Here is a 21,443-nt window from a genome sequence, read left to right as displayed (position 1 = left end):
GTCGTTTATTCACTGGTCAACGCCTTAACCGGATCGAGCCGGGCAGCTGCACGGGCCGGCATAAAGCCGAATACGACGCCGGTGACCAGCGCACAACCAAATGCGCCGAGTACCGCCACCAAGGAAAACTGCACCGCCACCTTGGCCAGCACCAGCACGCCACCCACCAGCAGCGCCAGGGCGATACCGCACAGGCCGCCGACCACCGAGAGCATCACCGCTTCGGTGGAGGAACTGGCGCAGGATGTCGCGCTGGCGGGCGCCGGTGGCCATGCGGATGCCGATCTCACGGGTGCGCTCGCGCACGGTCATCAGCATGATGTTCATGACACCGATCCCTCCCACCAGCAGCGAAATCGCGGCAATCGAACCGAGCATCAGCGACAGGGTGTTCTGGGTACGCGCTTCGGCCTGGATCATCGCGGCGTTGTTGGTCAACTCGTAGTCGCGTTTACCGTTGTGCAGCTTTTGCATCAACTGGTCGATCGCCACTTCGGTTTCGTGAACCCGGCGCGCATCAGCGGCGGCAATCACCACGTATTCGGGGTTGTAGCTGCCGAACAGGCGCACGCTGGCGGCGGTGTAGGGGATGGCGATGCGGTCGTCGCTGTCCTTGTCGCCGGAGGCGGCGCCTTTTTCCGCGAGCACGCCGATCACTTGGAAGGGCACGTTTTCAATCAGGATGTACTGGCCGATCGGGTTGACCGGGGCCTTGAACAGCCGCTGGCGGATACGATGGCCGATCACGGCGACCGTGGCGCCGGTGCGTTCGTCGGCGGCGGTGAAATAGCTGCCCTCGACCACTGGCCAGTTGAAGATGTCCGGGAAGTTGGTGTCGTTGCCGCCCACATAGGCCATGTAGTCGAGGTTGCCATAGCGCACGCCGGCTGCGCTGCCGTTGACCGGCATGATGCGCTTGACCTGAGGCAACGCCGCCAGCGCCGCGACGTCACTGAGCGTAATCACCCCCGGCGGCGTGCGCGGGTTGGGCGATGCGCCGCTCAGGTAGAGGATGTTGGAGCCGAACGCGCCCATTTGCGCCATGACCTGGCGTTTGCTGCCTTCGCCGACCGCCAGCATTACCACCACCGAGGCCACGCCGATGATGATCCCCAGCAGGGTCAGCGCCGTGCGAAAACGGTTGATCCACATGACGCGCCAGGCCGCTTGCACGGCATCCACCACTTCGGCCTTCCAGGCGCCATTGTGTTCGACGCCGTCGCTCAGCCGCCGGCGCAGGTCCACGGCTTGCAGGGCGCCGCTGTGGGCGGTAGGGGCGAGCGGGCGGTGCTCGGCCGAATCGCTGATGATCAGGCCGTCACGAATCTCGATGATGCGGTTGGCCCGCGCCGCCACCTCGCGGTCGTGGGTAATCAGGATGACCACATGGCCCTGGCCGGCCAGTTCGTCCAGCAGGGTCATCACCTCGGCGCCGCTGTGGCTGTCGAGGGCGCCGGTGGGTTCATCGGCGAGGATGATATGGCCGCCGTTCATCAGGGCGCGGGCAATCGAGACCCGTTGCTGCTGCCCGCCGGACAGTTGATGAGGACGGTTGCCGGTGCGCTCCGCCAGGCCCAGGCGGGTGAGCAGGGCGGTGGCCCGGGCCTGGCGCTCGGTGGTACTGGTACCGGCATAGATCGCCGGCATTTCGACGTTTTCCTGGGCCGAGCCCGAGGGGATCAGGTGGTAGCCCTGGAAGACGAAGCCAAACGCCTCGCGACGCAGCCAGGCCAGCTCGTCGCTGTCCAGATGGGCGACGTTTTCCCCGGCGAACAGGTAGTCGCCCGCACTCGGGCGGTCGAGGCAACCGAGGATGTTCATCAAGGTGGACTTGCCGGAACCGGAAGCGCCGACGATGGCGACAAACTCGCCGGCGTGGATCGACAGGTCGATGCCACGCAAGACGTCGACCTGCGGGCTGTCGCCGCCGCCGTAGGATTTGCGGATGTGCTTGAGTTCAATCAGCGGTGTGGTCAATTCAACCCCGGTGCCGTCGGCTGGGCCGATCACCAGGTGATCGCCTTCGCTCAGGCCGCCGAGTACCTGCACCCGCAGGCGGTCGCTGAGGCCCAGTTGCACTTCGCGCTCTTCGATGCGCCCGTTCGGCAGGACCACCCGGGCGATTCTGCTTGTCGGTGCTGCCGTTGCCGAGCAGCGCGGCAACCGGCGCGGTGAGTGTGTCCTTGGCTTGGCCGGCGACAAAAAACACCTGGGTGGTCATTTCCGCCATCAAGGCATTGTCGCTGTTGTCCACATCCAGCAGCACGGTGTACAGCACCACGCGGCCGGTGCCGCTTTTGCCGAAACCGTTGGGGCTGCCGCTGCCCTGGGTCTCGCTCAAGGGCTTGGGCGGGATCGGCAGGATCTGCCGCACAGTGCTGGCCCAACGCCGGTTGCCGCCGCTCAGCGTGGTGAAATACGCGGTCATGCCGGGTTTGACGTGGCCGATATCGGCCTCCGACACTTCAGCCCACACGGTCATCGGCGACAACTTGGCGATACGCAGGATCAGCGGCGTTTGCTGCTGGGCGTTGAGGGTCTGGCCGACCCGCGCGTCCACCGCAACCACTGTGCCGCTCATCGGCGCATAGATGCGTGTATAGCCCAGCTCGGCCTCATCGCTGCGCAGGCTGGCCTGGGCCTGGAGAATCTGCGCCTGGAACATGTCGACCCGGGCCTGGGTGGCGTTCAATTGCGCCTTGGCGGTTTGCACATCCTCTTCGCGGGTGGCGTTGCCGGCCACCAGGCGCTGCTGGCGTTGGTACTTCTGGCGGGCCAGTGCGTGCTGGGCCTGTTGCTCCCGAAACTGGGCCTTGAGGTTTTCGATGGCATAGCGGCTGGCGTCGAGCTTGGCTTTTTGCGTGGACGGGTCGATCTCCACCAGCAATTGGCCTTCCTGGACCTGATCGCCGGCCTCGACGTGGATCTTGCGGATCTGCCCGGAGGCCTGGGCGCCGACATCCACGTAACGCCGTGGTTGCAGAGTGCCCAGGGCGGTCACGCTGTTTTCGATAGTGCCGCGCGTGACGGCGACGGTGGTCAGCGTATCGCGACCCGGCGGCAGTACCTGCCAGGCGGCGACGGCAAGCACGGGGATCAGGCACGCTACAACAAGCAGGGCGCGTCGGGCAGGTCGAGGGCGTTTCATGCTTAGGTTCCAGCCGGGAAAGTTCGGAGCGCGGTTGCGCGGAGCTGACAGTTAAACGAGAAAAATGCCCGAGGATTTAGGCCGTTACACACCGTGTAACAGGTGGAATACGCAAAAAAATCGACCGCTGGCGTAAGACTTCTTTAAAAGTAGATGAGAATTACTATAAATTGCACTTGGTCAAACTGCCATTACCCAATCGGCTGTCATTTTCAGGTGCTCAAGGAACGGATACCGCCCCTTTCGGCGGACGGGAGTCATGTTGGAAAACTACTATCGCGAGCTGGTGTGTTTCCTCAACGCCAAGCTGGGCAACCGTCAGGTGGCCGAAGATGTGGTGCATGACGCTTATGTGCGGGTACTCGAGCGTTCCAGCGACACCCCCATCGATCAGCCGCGCGCGTTTCTATACCGCACCGCGCTCAACCTGGTGATCGATGGCCATCGGCGCAATGCCCTGCGTCAGCACGAACCGCTGGAAACCCTCGACAGCGAAGAGCGCTTTTCTGCCACTTCCCCCATGCCAGTCACGACCAGAGCCAGCGCCTGGAGCTGCTTGAGCGCGCCCTGGCCGAGTTGCCGGCGGCCTGTCGCAACAGCTTCCTGCTGCGCAAGCTCGATGGTTTGACTCATCTGCAAATCGCCGAGCGCCTGAATATTTCCCGCGCACTGGTGGAAAAACACATCGTCAATGCCATGAAACATTGCCGCGTGCGGATGCGCGAGTGGGACGCGCACTGATCGCCGATCAGTTAAATTTTATTTCACTGTCCTCGTTTCCTATCAACACACGACCTGTTGTGCAGGTCTTGAAGGTATTCCCCGCCCCATCGCCAGGGGCTTATCCAGAGGACACTGGAATGACACAGGCAATTGCTTCGCCCGCGGTTCACGACCTTATCGGTATCGGTTTCGGCCCATCGAACCTGGCGCTGGCCATCGCCCTGCAGGAACGCGAGAAAACCCAGGGCAAACTGGATGCGTTGTTTCTCGACAAGCAGGCCGACTACCGCTGGCACGGCAATACCCTGGTGACCCAGAGCGAACTGCAGATTTCGTTCCTCAAGGACCTGGTGACCCTGCGCAACCCCACCAGCCCGTACTCCTTTGTCAATTATCTGAAAGCCCACGATCGCCTGGTCGACTTCATTAACCTGGGCACCTTTTATCCGTGCCGCATGGAATACAACGACTACCTGCGCTGGGTCGCGGCGCAATTCCAGGGCCAGGGCCGATATGGCGAAGAAGTGCTGGCGATCGAACCGATCCTGCATCAGCAGCAGGTCGAGGCGCTGCGTGTGATTTCCCGCGATGCCCTGGGCGAGCAGCATGTGCGCACCACCCGTTCGGTGGTGGTCAGCGCCGGCGGCACCCTCGGGTACCCGAGGCATTCAAGGCGCTCAGGGACGACGGCCGCGTGTTCCACCACTCGCAATACCTGGCGCGCATGGCGCAGCAGCCGTGTGTCGAGGGCAAGGCGATGCGTATCGCGATCATCGGCGGTGGCCAGAGCGCTGCCGAGGCCTTTATCGACCTCAATGACAGCTACCCGTCGGTGCAGGTCGACATGATCCTGCGCGGCTCGGCGCTCAAGCCGGCCGATGATAGCCCGTTCGTCAATGAGGTGTTCTCGCCGGCCTTTACCGACCTGGTGTTCCAGCAGGTCGGGGCCGAGCGTGAGCGGCTGGTCGCCGAGTACCAGAACACCAACTATTCGGTGGTGGACCTGGACCTGATCGAACGTATCTACGGGATTTTCTACCGCCAGAAAGTCTCCGGTATTGCCCGCCATGCGTTCCGCACCATGACCGTGGTCGAAAAGGCTGTGGCGGGCCCGCTGGGTGTGGAGTTGACCCTGCGCAACAATGCCACCGGCGAGGTCACCGTCAATCACTACGATGCCGTGGTGTTGGCCACCGGTTACGAGCGCCAGATGCACCGCGAACTGCTGGCGCCGCTGGAAGCCTACATGGGTGACTTCGAAGTGGCCCGTGACTACCGCATCGTGACCGATGAGCGCTGCAAGGCCGGCATCTACATCCAGGGGTTCAGCCAGGCCAGCCACGGGTTGAGCGACACGCTGTTGTCGATCCTGCCGATTCGCGCCGATGAAATTGCTGCGTCGTTGTACGAAAACGACCGTAACCGCGGCAAGGGCCGCTCGGTGCAGGACCTGTTGCTGGCCTCCGCCAGCTGACGGGCTGCGCTTGTGAGCCGAAGGGTTGGCTGATACTGTACAAAAAACCAGTATCAGGCAGCCCTCCATGCAGTTGATCGAAAAACTCAGCATTCTCGCCGACGCCGCCAAGTACGACGCTTCGTGCGCCAGCAGCGGCGCGCCCAAGCGCAGCTCCGAGGGCAAGGCGGGGCTGGGTTCCACCGATGGCATGGGCATCTGCCATAGCTACACACCCGATGGGCGCTGCGTATCGCTGCTCAAGGTGTTGCTCACCAACTTCTGTCTCTACGACTGCCAATACTGCGTCAACCGCCGCTCCAGCGATGTGCCCCGTGCACGTTTCAGCCCGGAGGAGGTGGTGTCCCTGACCCTGGATTTCTACCGGCGCAATTGCGTCAGCGGGTTGTTTCTCAGCTCCGGCATCATCCGTTCGGCCGACTACACCATGGAGCAGTTGGTGCGCGTGGCCAAGCTGTTGCGCCAAGAGCATGACTTTCGCGGTTATATCCACCTCAAGACCATCCCTGAAGCCGACCCGGCGCTGATTGCCGAGGCCGGGCGCTATGCCGATCGCCTCAGTGTGAACATCGAGCTGCCCACTGACGCCAGCCTGCGGACGTTGGCGCCGGAGAAGCAGATCGGCTCGATCAAGCAGGCCATGCAGACCATCTATACCGGCGAGCAGACCGTCTTCAACGAACCCCGCGCGCCACGGTTTGCACCGGCTGGGCAGAGCACGCAGATGATCGTCGGCGCCGACGACACCGACGACAGCACCATCCTCCACGGTGCCGAGGCGTTGTACGGCAACTTCAAGTTGCGCCGCGTGTATTACTCGGCGTTCAGCCCCATTCCCAACAGCCCCAAGAGCGTGCCCCTGGCGGCGCCGCCGCTGATGCGCGAGCACCGTTTGTATCAGGCGGATTTTCTGCTGCGCAGCTATGGCTTCAACGCGGGCGAACTGTTCCAGGGCCCTGGCCATTTGGCGTTGGACATCGATCCCAAGCTGGCCTGGGCCCTGGAGCATCGCGAGGTGTTCCCGCTGGACCTGAACCGCGCCGAACCCACCCTGATCGCGCGTATCCCAGGCATTGGCCTGCGCACCACCCAGCGGCTGGTGGACCTGCGCCGCGAGCGCAAGATCCGCTTCGAAGACCTGACCCGCATGCGTTGCGTGCTGGCCAAGGCCAAGCCGTTTTTCATCACCAGCGACTACCACCCGCAACAGGCTGAAAGCACCAGCGTGCTGCTGCGCGAACAACTGCGTGACCGCCCGCAGCCGCAGCAGATGGGGTTGTGGGGATGATCAGCCTGGAATGCGACAACCTGTTCAGCACCTGGCGCGAACAGGCGCGCTGGTTGCTCAGCCATCAGGTCGACCCCAGCCAGGTCTGTTGGGGCGAGGCCGAGGTGGCGGACCTGTTTGCCACCGATGAGCCGATACCCACCGGGCTTGGGCCGTTTCAGGCGCGGATCCCCAAAGCGTTGATCGAGCTGCTTGAATCAGCCGCCTGCTACCACGGCGATCAACGCTGGAGCCTGTTGTACGAAGTGCTATGGCGGGTCAGCCATGGGGATCGCACGGCGATGCTGGCAGGTGACAAATTGGGCAGCGAGTTGCAGCGGCGCATCAAGCAGGTCAGCCGTGAAGCCCATCACCTGCACGCGTTTGTGCGGTTCATTGCGCTGCCAGCCGAGGCGGGGCCGCATTTGCCGGAGTACGTAGCCTGGCACGAACCGGCTCATGACATCCTTAAACCCGCCAGCCAGCATTTTGTCGGGCGCATGGGGCGTCATCGCTGGATGATCGCCACGCCATTGGACGCGGTGTATTACGACGGCGAGCAATTGATTCACGAGCGCCAATGTCCCGAAGCCTGGCGCCAGCTGGCGCAAACTGTTGAAGACCCGCACAGCGCCATGTGGTTGACGTACTACAGCCATATTTTCAATCCGGCGCGGCTGAACCCCAAGGTGATGGAGGGGCACCTGCCAAGTCGGTTCTGGAAGAACCTGCCGGAGGGCAAGCTGATACCGGGGTTGATCAGCGAGGCGCGTACCGGCAAGCAAAAGGATGGGCAGGCGAAGCTGGTTGGCGCTAGACCCGGCAAACGTATTTCAAGCGGGCAGGGTTAAAAATCTGGGAGGCTTGACCCGATGCCAGTCAGTTAAGGGTGGGCAAAAAGTAACCTGTGGCGAGCGGGCGGGTGACTATCTAACTGATGCCCCCCGCCCACATTAAATCTCCAGTGTTGTGGGGCGGACGATCAGGTCAGTTCAGTGGCGGTGTTCTTGACGACCGCGAGTTCGGGATGCGCCACGAGCTTGTCGATATGCAGCTCATCATTGTTCAACCAGGTCTCCGTCAGCACCCGGTAATGCTCCATGTCCCGGCAGCGCATCCTCAGGCTGTAGTCAAACGGCCCGCTGATCAACTGGCATTCGAACACCTGGGGGCACGCTTTCACGCAGGCCTCGAACGCCCTTTGTGCCGAGCGCCCGCTTTGGTTGGACAAGGCCACCAGCACCAGCAGCGACAGCCCCGGTGAGACCATCTGCACATCGATGATCGCCCCGTACCCACGGATCACCCCGCGTCGCTCCAGCTTGCGCACCCGTTCCAGGCAGGGCCTGGGGGTGAGATGCACCAGCGACGAGAGCTTTTCGTAGGTGATACGCCCCTGATGGCGCAGTACTTCGATGATTGCCTCATCGATGCGGTCCAGCGCGGGGGAGGTATGGGGTCCGTTGGCCTTGGTATCCATGGGTTTCACTTCAAACGGTTGGAAAGAAATTGCTGCAAGCGTTCGCTGTTGGGGTGGTCGAGGATCTCGGCACCGCCTTGTTCCTCGACCCTACCCTGATGCAGGAACAGCACTTGGCTGGACACCTGGCGGGCAAAGCCCATCTCGTGGGTGACCATCAGCATGGTACGGCCTTCCTCGGCCAACGTCTGTATGACTTTGAGGACTTCTCCTACAAGTTCTGGGTCCAGTGCGGAGGTGGGTTCGTCGAACAGGATAATTTCCGGTTCCATCGCCAGGGCGCGTGCGATGGCCACGCGCTGTTGCTGGCCGCCGGACAGAAATGCCGGGTATTGATCCGCCACGCGGCCGGGCAGGCCGACTTTGTCCAGGTACAGGCGCGCACGTTGTTCCGCCTCGGCCGCGCTCACCCCCAGCACTCGGCGCGGGGCCATGGTGATGTTCTCCAGCACGGTCATGTGGCTCCACAGGTTGAAGTGCTGGAACACCATGGCCAGGCGCGTGCGCAGGTTCTGCAATTGCGCCTGATGCGGTGCGCGGGTACCTGCGCGGCCTTGTTGCATTTGAATGCTGATGCCGTCCAGGGTGATGACCCCGGCGTCCGGCTGTTCCAGAAAGTTGATGCAGCGCAGCAGGGTGCTTTTGCCCGAGCCGCTGGCGCCGATCAGGCTGATCACATCGCCGTGGCGGGCGTTGAGGGACACGCCCTTGAGCACCTCGTGTTCGCCGTAGCGTTTATGGATGCCTTCGACCTGGAGCTTGACGGCAGCGGTTGCGGTTTTGGCCGCGGGAATATCGACAGGATAGGTGGCCAGGGCCTGCGCGGACTGATTCATGGGTTAGCCTCGGGTAGGAACAAGAAAACGCATCCAGCGACGTTCGGCCAGTCGAAACAGGCCCACCAGTGCAAAGGACAGCAGCATGTACAGCAGGGCCGCGATACCGAAGGCCTGGAAGGTCAGGAAGGTTTCGGCATTGGCGTCGCGGGCCACTTTGAGAATGTCGGCGACCGTGGCGGTGAACGCCAGCGACGTGGCGTGCAGCATCAGGATCATTTCGTTGCTGTAGGCCGGCAACGCACGGCGCAAGGCCGCCGGAACCACCACAAACAGATTCAGCCGCCAGCCGTGCAGGCCATAGGCGCGCGCGGCTTCGATCTCGCCGTGGGGAATATTGCGGATAGCGCCGGCGAAGATTTCCACGGTGTAGGCGCAGGTGTTGAGCACAAAGGCCAGCAGGGTGCAGTTCAATGCATTGCGGAAAAATTGATTGAGCAGGGCGTTGTCCTGCACCACCTCCAGGCTGTACAGCCCGGTGTAGCAAATCAGCAGTTGGATATACAACGGCGTGCCACGGAACAGGTAGGTGTACATCTCGACCGGCCAGCGCAGCCAGAAATGCGCCGAGACCCGGGCCAGTGCCAACGGGATCGACAGAAAAAGCCGAGTACCACCGAGACAATGAACAGCCATAGCGTCATGGCCACGCCGGATAACCCCGCGCCATCGCTGAACACGTAGGCCAGGCCGTATTGCTGGAACAGTTCGATCATCGCGCCATCCCCTTGATGCCGAGGTTGTAGCGCCGTTCGAGGCGCTTGAAGATGCGGTTGGAGAGGGTGGTGATCACCAGGTACACCAGGCCCGCGAGGATCAGGAAGTACAGCGGCTCGCTGGTGGTCTTGCCGGCGTTTTGCGCGGCCTTTACCAGGTCCGACAGGCCGATGATCGAAACCAGCGCCGTGGACTTGAGCAGCACCAGCCAGTTATTGCCCAGACCCGGCAGCGCAAAGCGCATCAATTGCGGGAATAGCACCAGATGGAAACGCTGCCAGCGGCTCAGGCCGTAGGCGGTGGCGGCTTCCAGTTGGCCGGCCGGCACGCTGAGGATCGCGCCACGGAAGTTCTCGGTGAAATATGCCCCGTAGATAAAGCCCAGGGTGATCACCCCAGCGGTGAAGGGGTCGATTTCGAAGTAGTCCCAGCCGAAGGTTTCGGTCAGGTCGTTCAGCCACAGTTGCAGGCTGTAGAAAATCAGCAGGATCAGCACCAGGTCCGGCACGCTGCGGATCAGCGTGGTGTACAGCGTGGCCGGTATGCGCAGCCATTTGGCGCTGGACAGCTTCGCGCCGGCGGCAATCAGGCCCAGGGCGAGGCTCAGGGCCAGTGCGAGGAACGCCAGCTTGAGCGTCATCCAGGCACCCTGGGCCAGCATCGGGCCGTAGCCGTGCAGGTTGAGAAAGTCGTTCATCGGAAGAATCTCTGAAGGGCGCAGACATACCCTTGTGGGAGAGGCTTTTGGGGAGGGGGCTTGCTCCCGATAGCGGTGGGTCAGTCAATACATGTGCCGACTGGCGCGCCCTCATCGGGAGCAAGCCCCCTCCCACATAAGCGATCTCACACAGGGAATTGTGATGGCTTACTCGTGGTAGATGTCTTGGTCGCCGAAGTACTTTTGCTGGATCTGCGCATAAGTGCCATCGGCCTGCACGGCAGCGATGCCCTTGTTGATCAGCGCACGCAGTTCCTGATCGTTCTTGCGCAGGCCCATGGCGATGTCCAGGGGCAGGGTCGGGTCCTTGAAGGCCGGGCCGGTCTTGAAGTCGGCGCCTTCAGGCTTGGACAGGAAGTTGAGCTGCGCTTCGAGCTTGTCGGTCAGGGTGGCGTCGAGGCGCCCGTTCTGCAGGTCGGCGTAGTTCTGGTCCTGGGACTGGTACGCCTTGACCTGGGCACCGAGCCTGGTCAACTGCGCGCGGGCATAGGCTTCCTGCAGCGAGCCTTGCAGCACGCCGACCTGCTTGCCCTTGAGCGATTGCGGGGTGTCGCCGAAGTCGGCATTTTTGCGGGTGATCACCGAAGTCGGGCTGAGGAACAGGCGGTCGGTGAAGTCGATCTGTTTTTCGCGGGCCGGGGTCACGGCCATCGACGACATGATGGCGTCGAACTTACGCGCGCGCAGTGCCGGGATCATGCCGTCGAATTCGTTGTGCACCCAGGTGCATTTCACTTCGAGCTTGGCGCAGATCGCATTGCCTAATTCGATATCGAAGCCTTGCAGGCTGCCGTCGGCGGCGACGGATTCGAAGGGAGGGTATTCGGGGAACACGCCGAAGCGGATTTCTTTCCATTCCTGGGCGTGGGCGGCGGTGGCGCACAGTGGCAACAGCAACGCAGCGATGAGTGATCGCAATGGGGTCATGGTGTAGTCCCTATATTTTGTAATTGATGTCAGGGCAGTAGAAAAAGGTGCGGCTTACATGCATTGGGTGACGCTTTGGTCGGGCTCAGAATGCTTCATGATGGTGCGTTTTTTGTGTCGTTTACCCCGTGCGCAAAGGGCAAATTGCGCTGTTAAAAAGCGCAATGCAGCGGAATCGGCTGCCGCACGCGCTAAATCGGCTTTTACTCGTCGAAATCTGACCTGGCCTGGGCGCAAAGCGGCAGGCCAGAGCGGTCTCAGGCGCGCTTTTTGTGCTGTACGCCGGGCTGTTGGGCCAGGCGTGCGAACAGGTCCTTGGGGTCGGCGAGGTCAGGCACCAGCTCCAGCTCGCGGCCTACATCCAGGGCCTGGGCCACGTCCAACACGTAACGCAGGGCCGAGTAGTCTTCGATGGCAAAGCCCACCGAGTCGAACAGCGTGATCTGGCGTGGGTTTTCGCGGCCGGGTTGCTGGCCGTTGATCACTTGCCACAGTTCGGTCACCGGTGAGTCTGGCGGCATGTGTTGGATCTCACCTTCGATGCGGCTTTGCGGTTCGTACTCGACGATCACCCGGGCGCGCTCGACGATGCGGCGGTCCAGCTCGGTCTTGCCCGGGCAGTCGCCGCCCACGGCGTTGAGGTGCATGCCCGGCTCGATCATCTCGTTGGTGAGGATGGTGGCGTAGGCCTTGTCGGCGGTCACGGTGGTGACGATGTCCGCGCCTTTGACCGCTTCGGCCACGCTGGCGGCCAGGATCACCTTGATCGCCGGGAACGCCTTGAGGTTGGCCGCCAGCTTGGCGGTGGCCTTGGCGTCGATATCGAACAGGCGAATTTCATTGATGCCGAGCATGGCGTGGAAGGCCAGGGCCTGGAATTCGCTTTGGGAGCCGTTGCCGATCAACGCCATGCTGCGGCTGTTGTCGCGGGCCAGGTAGCGCGCCACCAGCGCCGAGGTGGCGGCGGTGCGGATGGCGGTGGTCAGGGTCATTTCCGCCAGCAGTACGGGTTTACCGGTGTCGACATCGCCCAGGGCGCCAAAGGCCATGACGGTGAGCATGCCGGCCAGGGTGTTTTTCGGGTGACCGTTAACGTATTTGAACGCGTACAGCGACGCGTCGGACACCGGCATCAGCTCGATCACGCCCTCCGGCGAGTGGTTGGCCAGACGTGCGCATTTTTCGAAATCCTGCCAGCGCAGGTAGTCGGCGTGGATGTATTCGGCCATCTCGCTGATGCAGGTTTGCAAGCCTTTTTGCGAGACCAGGTAGCTGAGGTCGTTTACGTCGATATAGCGGGTCATGGCAAGACTCCTTATTGAAATGAGGCGCGGGCGGGCAGATGGACTTCCGCCAGCATGCAGCGGGCACTACCGCCGCCGATGCGTTCGATGTTGTCGATGTTCACCACCACCGGTCGCGTATGGCGTTCCACGTGTTGACGCTGGGCCGGTTGCAACGCGCCCCAGGCACTCGCGGACATCACCAGCAGCGGCTGGCCGTCGCGGTCATGCACTTCGAGCATGTTGCCGGCGAAGGCTTCCAACTGGTCGAAGTCCAGCGCGACGATGTCCTTGCCGGTGTCGCGCAGGGAGCGTTCCAGGGCCTGGCGTTCACCTTCGTCGGGCAGGGCTTGCAGGCACACCACCGAGAGGTCGCGGCCCACGCTCATCATCACGTTGCTGTGGTAGATCGGCGTGCGGTGACGGTCGACCGCGTGGAATACACACAGTTGGTAGTCGAGGCGTTCGGCGAATTGGCGCAGGGCGTCCTGATGAGTGCGCCCGGAGTGGCAGGCGTAGCTGATGCGGTGCTGGCGGTCGAGCACCATGCTGCCGGTGCCCTCGAGGAAGATGTTCTGCTGTTCCAGATGGCTGAGGTCAATGGTGTGCTTGACCGTAAAACGTTGCTCCAACACGTGCAGCACACCTTTGTTGCGCTCCAATCGTCGGTTCTGGCCTTCCATCGGGTACAGCACCAGGCTGCCGTCGGCGTGGCTGCTCCACCAGTTGTTGGGGAAGATCGAGTCGGGCGTGTGGGGCGCCGGGGTGTCTTGCACCACCAGCACTTCCACGCCGTGCCGGCGCAGGGTCGCGACATACCCGTCGAACTCTTCCAGCGCTTTGTGCTGTGCGTTGAGCGGGTCCAGGGGCTGGCGCTGGAAACGGTTGTTGATCGCGGTGTCCGGGTTGAAGGCAAAGCGCGCCGGGCGAATCATCAGGACGGTGTTGGTGGTTTGCATGGGGGCACGGGTCCATGGGGGATCTTGTGCCGCTATTTTGGGCGCTGTACGGGGTGAATCCCGGCTGAAACAACGCAGCGGTTCAGCCGGGAAAGCTGAAAAGGTGGGTGCGGCAGCCGAATCGGCTGCAGGATTGAAATAGGGTCAAACTGTGGGAGTGGGCTTGCTCCCTCCCACATTGGTATTGTGGTGTTTGTCATAGTCGTGTCAGGCAGGAGGAATCATGTCTACCGCCGTTCGTCTCGCTCAGCCCACCGATGCCGAAGGCATCAGCCAGGTCATATTAGCGGCCCTGCACAGCAGCAATGCGCGGGATTACCCGGCGGATGTGATCGCTCGAGTGGCGAGCAACTTCACCGCCGACGCTGTGCTGGAACTACTCAAGCGCCGCGTCGTGCTGGTGGCGGTCCAGGCTCAATTGATTGTCGCCACGGCGGCCCTTGAGGCGAACGTGGTGCGCTCGGTGTTCGTCAACCCGGCGCTGCAAGGGCAGGGCATTGGTCGCCTGCTGATGCTCGAGATTGAGGTGCGCGCCCGTGAAGCCGGGGTAACGGTGCTGAGCGTGCCGGCCTCGCTGACCGCCGAGCCGTTCTATACCAAGCTGGGGTTTCACACCGTGCGCGACGTCTACCACGGCAACGAGCGCACGCTGGTGATGGAAAAGACGCTGCTGTCGCGCCACCCCATCGGGCCGTATCGCGACCGTCAACACCGCACACAGGTGGTCGCGCTATGGCAGCAAGCATTTGGCTATGACACCGCGCACAACCTGCCGAGCCTGGCGATCGATAAGAAGCTGGCGGTCAATGATGGGTTGTTCTTCGTCGCGACGGATAAAAAAACGGTGATCGGCACAATTCTCGCCGGCTATGACGGCCATCGAGGCTGGCTGTATTCGGTGGCGGTGCACGCTGACTATCAGCGCCATGGCCTGGGTTCGTCGTTGGTGCGGCATGCGGAACAGGCGTTGGCGGCGCTGGGCTGCATGAAGATCAACCTGCAGATCACCGGCGGCAATGACGCAGTGGCAGGGTTCTATGAGGCGCTGGGGTATGCGGTGGAGCCGAGGATCAGTATGGGCAAGAAGATTGCGGCGAATATTCCCTGAACCCATGGCGGGCCCCATGTGGGAGGGGTGTAGCCCCCTCCCACAGGGTATTGCAGGGTGGCTGGATTAGACTTTTACGATCCAACCCGCTGGCGCTTCAACATCGCCGGTCTGCACGCCGGTCAGCTCTTTGTAGAGCTTCTGGGTGAGCGGGCCCACTTCGGTTTCGCTGTGGAACACGTGCAGCTGGCCGTTGTACTGGATGCCGCCGATCGGCGAGATCACCGCAGCGGTGCCGCAGGCGCCCGCTTCTTTGAAGTCGGACAGCTTGTCAATGAACACTTCGCCCTCGACCACTTCCAGGCCCAGGCGGGTCTGGGCCAGTTCGATCAGCGACAGGCGGGTGATGCCTGGCAGCACCGAAGGCGACTTCGGCGTGATGAACTTATTGTCGTGGGTGATCCCGAAGAAGTTGGCCGAGCCGACTTCTTCGATCTTCGAGTGGGTCATCGGGTCCAGGTAGATCGCGTCGGCGAACCCGGATTTTTTCGCTTCCGAGCCCGGCATCAGGCTGGCGGCGTAGTTGCCGCCGACTTTCGCGGCACCGGTGCCTTGCGGCGCGGCGCGGTCGAACGTGGAGATCTGGAAGTTGTGTGGCACCAGGCCGCCCTTGAAGTAGGCGCCAACCGGGATGCAGAACACCGAGAAGATGAACTCCGGCGCGGTACGCACGCCAATGTTGTCACCGGTGCCGATCACGAACGGGCGCAGGTACAGCGCGCCGCCGCTGCCGTACGGCGGGATGAATCGCTCGTTGGCCTTGACCACTTGTTTGCAGGCTTCGATGAAGTCCTCGGTGGGCACGTGCGGCATCAGCAGGCGGGCGCAGCTGCGCTGCATGCGCGCGGCGTTCTGGTCCGGACGGAACAGGTTGATCGAGCCGTCCTTGCAGCGGTAGGCCTTGAGGCCTTCGAAGCACTGCTGGCCATAGTGCAGGGCGGTGGAGCCCTCACTGATGTGCAGCACGTTGTCGTCGGTCAGGGTGCCAGCTTGCCATTCGCCGTTTTTCCAGGTCTGGAGAAACCGCTTGTCGGTCTTGATGTAGTCAAAACCCAGCTTGTCCCAATTGATGCTTTCGTTACCCATGACACCCTCTATCTCTGGTCAAGTCGGATTTTTTTCTGAATGGGCGCAACAATACTGCATTAGCCGGTGCCTTAGCACCCCCTTCAAAGGTGCAACGCGTGCCCCAATGCCCGCAGCGCAGCTTCCTGTACCGCCTCACCCAAGGTTGGATGGGCATGGATGGTGCCGGCCACGTCTTCCAGGCGCGAACCCATTTCCAGGCTCAGGCCAAACGCGGTGGACAGTTCCGACACGCCCACGCCCACCGCTTGCCAGCCGACGATCAGGTGGTTGTCACGTCGCGCCACTACCCGCACGAAGCCGGTTTTCGACTCCAGGGTCATGGCCCGGCCATTGGCGGCGAACGGAAAGCTCGACACGATGCAGTCCAGGCCGGCCGCCTTGGCCTCGTCCGGGGTCTTGCCGACCACCACCAGTTCCGGGTCGGTAAAGCACACCGCCGGGATGGCCGCCGGGTTGAATTCGCGGTGTTGACCGCTGATCAGTTCGGCCACCATTTCACCCTGGGCCATGGCCCGGTGCGCCAGCATCGGCTCGCCGCTCAGGTCGCCAATGGCATACACATTGCGCATGCTGGTCTGGCAACGGCTGTCGATCTTGATCGCCGCGCCGTGCATGTCCAGGTTCAGCGCTTCGAGGTTCCAGCCCTGGGTGTTGGGTTTGCGACCAACGGCCACCAGCACTTGATCCGTTTCCAGCGACAAGGTGTCGCCATTCGGGTCACGCACTTGCAGGCAGTGGTCGGCAAAGCCGATGACGCTGTGCTTGAGGTACAGCTTGACGCCCAGTTGCTTGAGGGATTCGCCGACCGGCTGCGTCAGTTCGGCGTCGTAGGCCGGCAGGATGCGATCCTGCGCCTCGACCACACTGACCTCGGCGCCGAGTTTGCGGTAGGCAATCCCCAGCTCCAGGCCGATATACCCGCCGCCCACCACGATCAGGCGCTTGGGCACGCGAGTCGGCGCCAGGGCTTCGGTGGACGAGATGATCGGCCCGCCAATCGGCAGCATCGGCAGGTTGACGCTGGTCGAGCCGGTGGCCAGCAGCAGGTGTTCGCACTGGATACGCTGGTCGCCGACATCGACGGTCTTGCCGTCGACCACCTTGGCCCAGCCGTGGATCACCTGCACTTTGTGCTTCTTGAGCAGCGCGGCGACGCCGGTGGTCAGGCGGTCGACGATGCCGTCCTTCCATTCCACGCTCTTGCGGATGTCCAGGGTCGGTACATCCACTTCGATACCCAGCGGCGAGCCCTGGCTGTGGTGCACGCTCTGCTGGAACTGCTCGGCCACGTGGATCAAGGCCTTGGACGGAATGCAGCCGATGTTCAGGCAGGTGCCGCCCAGCGCCTGGCCTTCCACCAGAACGGTCGGGATGCCCAGCTGGCCTGCGCGGATCGCCGCCACATAACCGCCGGGGCCGCCGCCGATAATCAGCAGCGTTGTTTGCAATGTCTGGGTCATGCCCTTACTCCAGGAACAGGCTGGCGGGTTGTTCGAGCAGGCCGCGAATGGCCTGGATGAATTGCGCCGCGTCCATGCCGTCGACCACGCGGTGATCGAACGAGCTGGAGAGGTTCATCATCTTGCGCACCACGATCTGGCCCTTGATCACCATGGGCCGCTCAACGATGCGGTTAACCCCGACAATCGCCACTTCCGGCAGGTTCAGCACCGGCGTGCTGACGATACCGCCCAGGGCGCCGAGGCTCGTCAAGGTAATGCTCGAGCCCGACAGCTCGTCACGACTGGCCTTGCCGTTGCGCGCGGCCGTGGCCAGGCGTGCGATTTCCTCGGCATTGCCCCACAGGCTGCGCGCCTCGGCGTGACGCACCACCGGTACCATCAGGCCCACATCGCTCTGGGTGGCGACGCCCACATGCACCGCGCCGAGGCGGGTGATGATCTGGGCTTCGTCGTCGTAACGCGCGTTGATCTGCGGGAAGTCGCGCAACGCCACGACCATGGCGCGCACGATGAATGGCAGCAGGGTCAGCTTGCCGCGCGTAGCGCCGTGTTTTTCGTTGAGGTGTACACGCAGCTCGTCCAGCGCGGTGACGTCGATCTCTTCCACATAGCTGAAATGCGCGGCCCGCCGGGTGGCGTCCTGCATGCGCTGGGCGATCTTGCGGCGCATGCCGATCACCGGGATCTGCTGTTCGTCGTTGCGTTCGGCGTAGGGGTTGGCCGCTGTTGATGGCCTGGACGAGCCTTGTTGCAGGTACGTCTCGAGGTCTTCATGCAGAACCCGGCCCGCCGGGCCGGTGCCTTGCACCAGGCGCAGTTGAATGCCCGCGTCCAGCGCATGTTTGCGCACCGCCGGCGAGGCCAGCGGGCGTTCATCGGCTGCACGGGCCACTGGCGCCTGAGCGGTCACCGCGACCGGCGCTGGTTTGCTTTCGACCGGTGCCGGCCTGGCTTCAGGCACAGGCGCTGCCTTCGGCGGCTCAGCCACTGTCGGCGCGTCCTTGGCGTTACCAGCGCCTTCCACTTCAATGCTGATCAAAATACTGCCCACGGCCATGACCTCGCCCGGCTCGCCGCCGAGGGAAATCACCTTGCCGTGCACCGGCGAGGGGATGTCCACCATCGCCTTGTCGGTCATTACATCCGCCAGCACCTGGTCTTCGACGACCAGGTCGCCGACCTTCACATGCCACTGCGACAATTCAACTTCCGCGATGCCTTCGCCGATGTCCGGCATCTTGATAACGTGCGTGCCCATTCAGACCTCCATGACCCGTTTCAACGCCGCGCCCACTCGGGACGGCCCTGGGAAATACGCCCATTCCTGCGCGTGCGGGTAGGGCGTGTCCCAGCCGGTGACGCGTTCGATCGGGGCTTCCAGGTGGTGGAAGCAATGCTCCTGCACCAGCGACACCAGCTCGGCGCCAAAGCCGCAAGTGCGGGTAGCTTCGTGCACCACCACGCAGCGGCCGGTCTTTTTGACTGACTTGACGATGGTCTCCAGGTCCAGCGGCCACAGGCTGCGCAGGTCGATGACTTCGGCGTCGATGCCGGTTTCCTCGGCGGCGACTTGCGACACATACACCGTGGTGCCGTAGGTCAGCACCGTCACGGCCGAACCCGGACGCACGATGGCGGCCACGTCCAGCGGCACGGTGTAGTAACCGTCCGGCACTTGCGCTTGGGGTGTTTCGACCACGGCGTTACCGGGCGGTCGTGATGGCCGTCGAACGGGCCGTTGTACAGGCGCTTGGGCTCCAGGAAGATCACCGGGTCATCGTTTTCGATGGATGCGATCAGCAAACCCTTGGCGTCATAAGGGTTGGACGGCATCACCGTGCGCAGGCCGCAGACCTGGGTAAACACCGCTTCGATACTCTGGCTGTGGGTCTGCCCGCCATAGATGCCGCCGCCGCAGGGCATGCGCATGGTCAGCGGCGCGGTGAACTGGCCGGCCGAGCGATAACGCAGGCGCGCGGCTTCGGAGATGATCTGGTCGGTGGCGGGGTAGACGTAGTCGGCAAACTGGATTTCCGCGACCGGTCGCAGGCCGTAGGCGCCCATGCCCACGGCCACGCCGATGATGCCGCTCTCGGAAATCGGTGCGTCGAATACCCGCGAGCTGCCGTACTTGGTCTGCAAGCCTTCGGTGCAGCGGAATACGCCGCCGAAATAACCGACGTCCTGGCCGAACACCACCACGTTGTCGTCGCGTTCGAGCATCACGTCCATGGCCGAGCGCAGCGCCTGGATCATGGTCATGGTGGTAGTGGTCATGGCGGTTTCCACTTCAATGCTGTTGTTGTGATCGTTCATGTCAGACCCCCAACTCTTGACGCTGGCGCTTCAAGTGCTCCGGCATCTCTTTGTAAACGTCCTCGAACATGGTCGCGGCGCTTGGAATCTGGCCGCCGGCGAGGGTGCCGTATTGTTCGGCTTGTTTTTGCGCGGCGATCACTTCGGCTTCCAGTTCGGCACTGACCGCCGCGTGTTCCTCTTCGGACCACTGGCCAATCTTGATCAAGTGCTGCTTGAGGCGCGCAATCGGGTCGCCCAGCGGGAAGTGGCTCCAATCGTCGGCGGGGCGATATTTGGACGGGTCATCGGACGTGGAATGCGGGCCGGCGCGGTAGGTGACCCATTCGATCAGGGTGGGGCCGAGGTTGCGGCGCGCACGTTCGGCGGCCCAGGTGGAGGCGGCGTATACGGCGATAAAGTCGTTGCCGTCCACGCGCAGCGAGGCGATGCCGCAACCGACGCCGCGTCCGGCGAAGGTGGTGGCTTCACCGCCGGCGATGGCCTGGAAGGTGGAGATCGCCCATTGGTTGTTGACCACGTTGAGAATCACCGGCGCCCGGTACACGTGGGCAAAGGTGAGGGCGGTGTGGAAGTCGGATTCGGCGGTGGCGCCGTCGCCGATCCAGGCCGAGGCGATCTTGGTGTCGCCCTTGATCGCCGAGGCCATGCCCCAGCCCACGCCCTGTACGAATTGAGTGGCGAGGTTGCCGGAAATGGTGAAAAACCCCGCGTCCTTCACCGAATACATGATCGGCAACTGGCGGCCCTTGAGCGGGTCGCGCTCGTTGGACAGCAACTGGCAGATCAGGTCCACCAGCGGCACTTCCGGGCCATCAGGATGCTTTGCTGGCGGTAGGTGGGGAAGCACATGTCGTCGATGTTCAAGGCCAGGGCCTGGGCGCTGCCGATGGCTTCTTCGCCAAGGCTTTGCATGTAGAACGACATTTTTTTCTGACGCTGGGCGACCACCATGCGGTTGTCGAAGATGCGCGTCTTGAGCATGGCGCGCATGCCCTTGCGCAGGATGTCGGCGGGAACGCCTTCGGCCCACGGGCCCAGGGCCTGGCCCTGGTCGTCGAGTACACGGATCAGGCCCTTGGCCAGGTCGGCGGTGTCGGCGGGTTCTACGTCGATGGCGGGTTTGCGCACCAGGCCCGCGTCGGTCAGGCGCAGGTAGGTAAAGTCGGTCTTGCAGCCTGGTCGGCCCGAGGGTTCGGGAACGTGCAGGCGCAATGGTGCATACGGCTGGTTCATGGCTTCTACGCTCGATCTTGTGAATTTCTTGTAGTGGGCGCGCTAGCTGACAGTCAGTCTTCGGGTAGAAGAAATCTTGTCCTACAACAATCATAGGCGGGGCGCAGAAGAATATTTATCTGTGTTTCGTTGCGCTGGGGCTCATTTGCGGATAAAAAAACTGCATAAACATAATAAACAGGTGATTTTGTCTCATGCGCAAACTGGACCGTACCGACATCGGCATTCTTAACGCCCTGCAGGAGAATGCCCGCATCACCAACGCCGACCTGGCCCGCTCGGTCAACCTGTCGCCCACGCCGTGCTTTAACCGGGTGAAGGCAATGGAAGAACTCGGCTTGATTCGCGAGCAGGTAACCTTGCTCGACGCCGACCTGCTGGGGCTGCACGTCAACGTGTTTATCCACGTGAGCCTGGAAAAGCAGAACGAGCTGGCACTGCAGCAGTTCGAAGGGGCGATCTCGGACCGACCCGAGGTGATGGAGTGCTACCTGATGGCCGGCGACCCGGATTACCTGATCCGGGTGCTGGTGCCGACGATCCAGTCGCTGGAGCGCTTCATGATGGATTTTTTGACCAAGGTGCCGGGTGTCGCCAACATCCGCTCGAGCTTTGCACTCAAGCAAGTACGCTACAAAACCGCGTTGCCGCTGCCGGCGAATGGCATCAGCCTCGGTTCTTGAATTAACACAAGACAGA

The 21,443-nt window shown here is 62.6% G+C and carries 13 protein-coding genes and 7 pseudogenes; 6 read left to right on the top strand and 14 right to left on the bottom strand.

The annotated features are described in order from the left end of the window. Window positions 1–5: 5 nt before the first annotated feature. Window positions 6–1,977, bottom strand: a pseudogene (locus tag AB4O25_RS08610) (MacB family efflux pump subunit). Window positions 1,978–1,983: 6 nt separating this feature from the next. Continuing rightward, window positions 1,984–3,148: pseudogene (locus AB4O25_RS08605) on the bottom strand (efflux RND transporter periplasmic adaptor subunit); the annotation flags it as partial. A gap of 259 nt (window positions 3,149–3,407) precedes the next feature. Between AB4O25_RS08605 and AB4O25_RS08600 the strand changes: the two are divergent. The 4 genes and pseudogenes from AB4O25_RS08600 (at window position 3,408) to AB4O25_RS08585 (ending at window position 7,463) form a co-directional block, all read left to right on the top strand. Then, window positions 3,408–3,889: pseudogene (locus AB4O25_RS08600) on the top strand (sigma-70 family RNA polymerase sigma factor). A gap of 119 nt (window positions 3,890–4,008) precedes the next feature. Then, window positions 4,009–5,345, top strand: a pseudogene (locus AB4O25_RS08595) (lysine N(6)-hydroxylase/L-ornithine N(5)-oxygenase family protein). Window positions 5,346–5,412: 67 nt separating this feature from the next. Then, entirely contained in the window at window positions 5,413–6,633 is a 1,221-nt protein-coding gene (locus tag AB4O25_RS08590) for a putative DNA modification/repair radical SAM protein (protein WP_065877569.1), read from the top strand. After that, window positions 6,630–7,463: a TIGR03915 family putative DNA repair protein gene (locus tag AB4O25_RS08585; protein WP_068937415.1), complete on the top strand. Its 834-nt coding sequence runs from the start codon at window positions 6,630–6,632 to the stop codon at window positions 7,461–7,463. Before AB4O25_RS08590 ends, AB4O25_RS08585 begins: the two co-directional genes overlap by 4 nt. Window positions 7,464–7,594: 131 nt before the next feature. Here the strand turns inward: AB4O25_RS08585 and AB4O25_RS08580 are convergent, their stop codons facing one another. The 7 genes and pseudogenes from AB4O25_RS08580 to ctlX form a co-directional block, all read right to left on the bottom strand. Next, complete coding sequence (locus tag AB4O25_RS08580) at window positions 7,595–8,092, bottom strand: Lrp/AsnC family transcriptional regulator (RefSeq protein WP_017527026.1); 498 nt, start codon at window positions 8,090–8,092, stop codon at window positions 7,595–7,597. 5 nt (window positions 8,093–8,097) lie between these two features. Then, window positions 8,098–8,928 carry an ABC transporter ATP-binding protein gene (locus tag AB4O25_RS08575; RefSeq protein WP_065877567.1) on the bottom strand — a complete coding sequence of 277 codons (831 nt, stop codon included), beginning with the start codon at window positions 8,926–8,928 and terminating at the stop codon, window positions 8,098–8,100. Between the two features lie 3 nt (window positions 8,929–8,931). Beyond that, a pseudogene (locus tag AB4O25_RS08570) lies at window positions 8,932–9,644 on the bottom strand (ABC transporter permease). After that, window positions 9,641–10,342 (bottom strand): ABC transporter permease, encoded by a 702-nt coding sequence (locus AB4O25_RS08565; RefSeq protein WP_017527029.1) that lies wholly within the window; start codon window positions 10,340–10,342, stop codon window positions 9,641–9,643. Before AB4O25_RS08565 ends, AB4O25_RS08570 begins: the two are co-directional and overlap by 4 nt. Window positions 10,343–10,510: 168 nt before the next feature. Next, window positions 10,511–11,290, bottom strand: a complete 780-nt coding sequence (locus AB4O25_RS08560) for an ABC transporter substrate-binding protein (RefSeq protein WP_017527030.1) — start codon at window positions 11,288–11,290, stop codon at window positions 10,511–10,513. A gap of 257 nt (window positions 11,291–11,547) precedes the next feature. Further along, on the bottom strand, window positions 11,548–12,594 hold the full coding sequence (locus AB4O25_RS08555; protein WP_460150759.1) for an ornithine cyclodeaminase: 1,047 nt from the start codon (window positions 12,592–12,594) through the stop codon (window positions 11,548–11,550). A gap of 11 nt (window positions 12,595–12,605) precedes the next feature. Further along, window positions 12,606–13,532 carry a citrulline utilization hydrolase CtlX gene (ctlX, locus tag AB4O25_RS08550; protein WP_460150758.1) on the bottom strand — a complete coding sequence of 309 codons (927 nt, stop codon included), beginning with the start codon at window positions 13,530–13,532 and terminating at the stop codon, window positions 12,606–12,608. 223 nt (window positions 13,533–13,755) lie between these two features. On the opposite strand from ctlX, the gene AB4O25_RS08545 reads away from it, so the two are divergent. Beyond that, complete coding sequence (locus AB4O25_RS08545) at window positions 13,756–14,640, top strand: GNAT family acetyltransferase (protein WP_083221593.1); 885 nt, start codon at window positions 13,756–13,758, stop codon at window positions 14,638–14,640. A gap of 66 nt (window positions 14,641–14,706) precedes the next feature. Here AB4O25_RS08545 and AB4O25_RS08540 read toward each other — a convergent pair whose 3' ends face one another. The 5 genes and pseudogenes from AB4O25_RS08540 to AB4O25_RS08520 all read right to left on the bottom strand — a co-directional run bounded on the left by AB4O25_RS08540 (window position 14,707) and on the right by AB4O25_RS08520 (window position 20,744). Continuing rightward, window positions 14,707–15,726 (bottom strand): branched-chain amino acid aminotransferase, encoded by a 1,020-nt coding sequence (locus AB4O25_RS08540; protein ID WP_017527033.1) that lies wholly within the window; start codon window positions 15,724–15,726, stop codon window positions 14,707–14,709. 83 nt (window positions 15,727–15,809) lie between these two features. Then, a complete protein-coding gene (lpdA, locus tag AB4O25_RS08535) occupies window positions 15,810–17,189 on the bottom strand; it encodes a dihydrolipoyl dehydrogenase (RefSeq protein ID WP_068937417.1) in 1,380 nt (459 codons plus the stop codon). 4 nt (window positions 17,190–17,193) lie between these two features. Continuing rightward, the gene (locus AB4O25_RS08530; protein ID WP_460150757.1) at window positions 17,194–18,450 is read right to left on the bottom strand and encodes a dihydrolipoamide acetyltransferase family protein; all 1,257 of its coding nucleotides are present in this window, start codon (window positions 18,448–18,450) and stop codon (window positions 17,194–17,196) included. Beyond that, window positions 18,451–19,508, bottom strand: a pseudogene (locus AB4O25_RS08525) (alpha-ketoacid dehydrogenase subunit beta). A gap of 1 nt (window position 19,509) precedes the next feature. Next, window positions 19,510–20,744 (bottom strand): annotated as a pseudogene (locus tag AB4O25_RS08520) (thiamine pyrophosphate-dependent enzyme). A gap of 194 nt (window positions 20,745–20,938) precedes the next feature. Between AB4O25_RS08520 and bkdR the strand changes: the two are divergent. Further along, complete coding sequence (gene bkdR / locus AB4O25_RS08515; protein ID WP_003174877.1) at window positions 20,939–21,427, top strand: Bkd operon transcriptional regulator BkdR; 489 nt, start codon at window positions 20,939–20,941, stop codon at window positions 21,425–21,427. The last annotated feature ends 16 nt before the right edge of the window (window positions 21,428–21,443 follow it).

The sequence above is a fragment of the Pseudomonas sp. S3_A03 genome (genome assembly GCF_054668275.1).
Note: the sequence above shows the minus strand (reverse complement) of the source record. Positions and strands in the feature narration are given on the sequence as shown.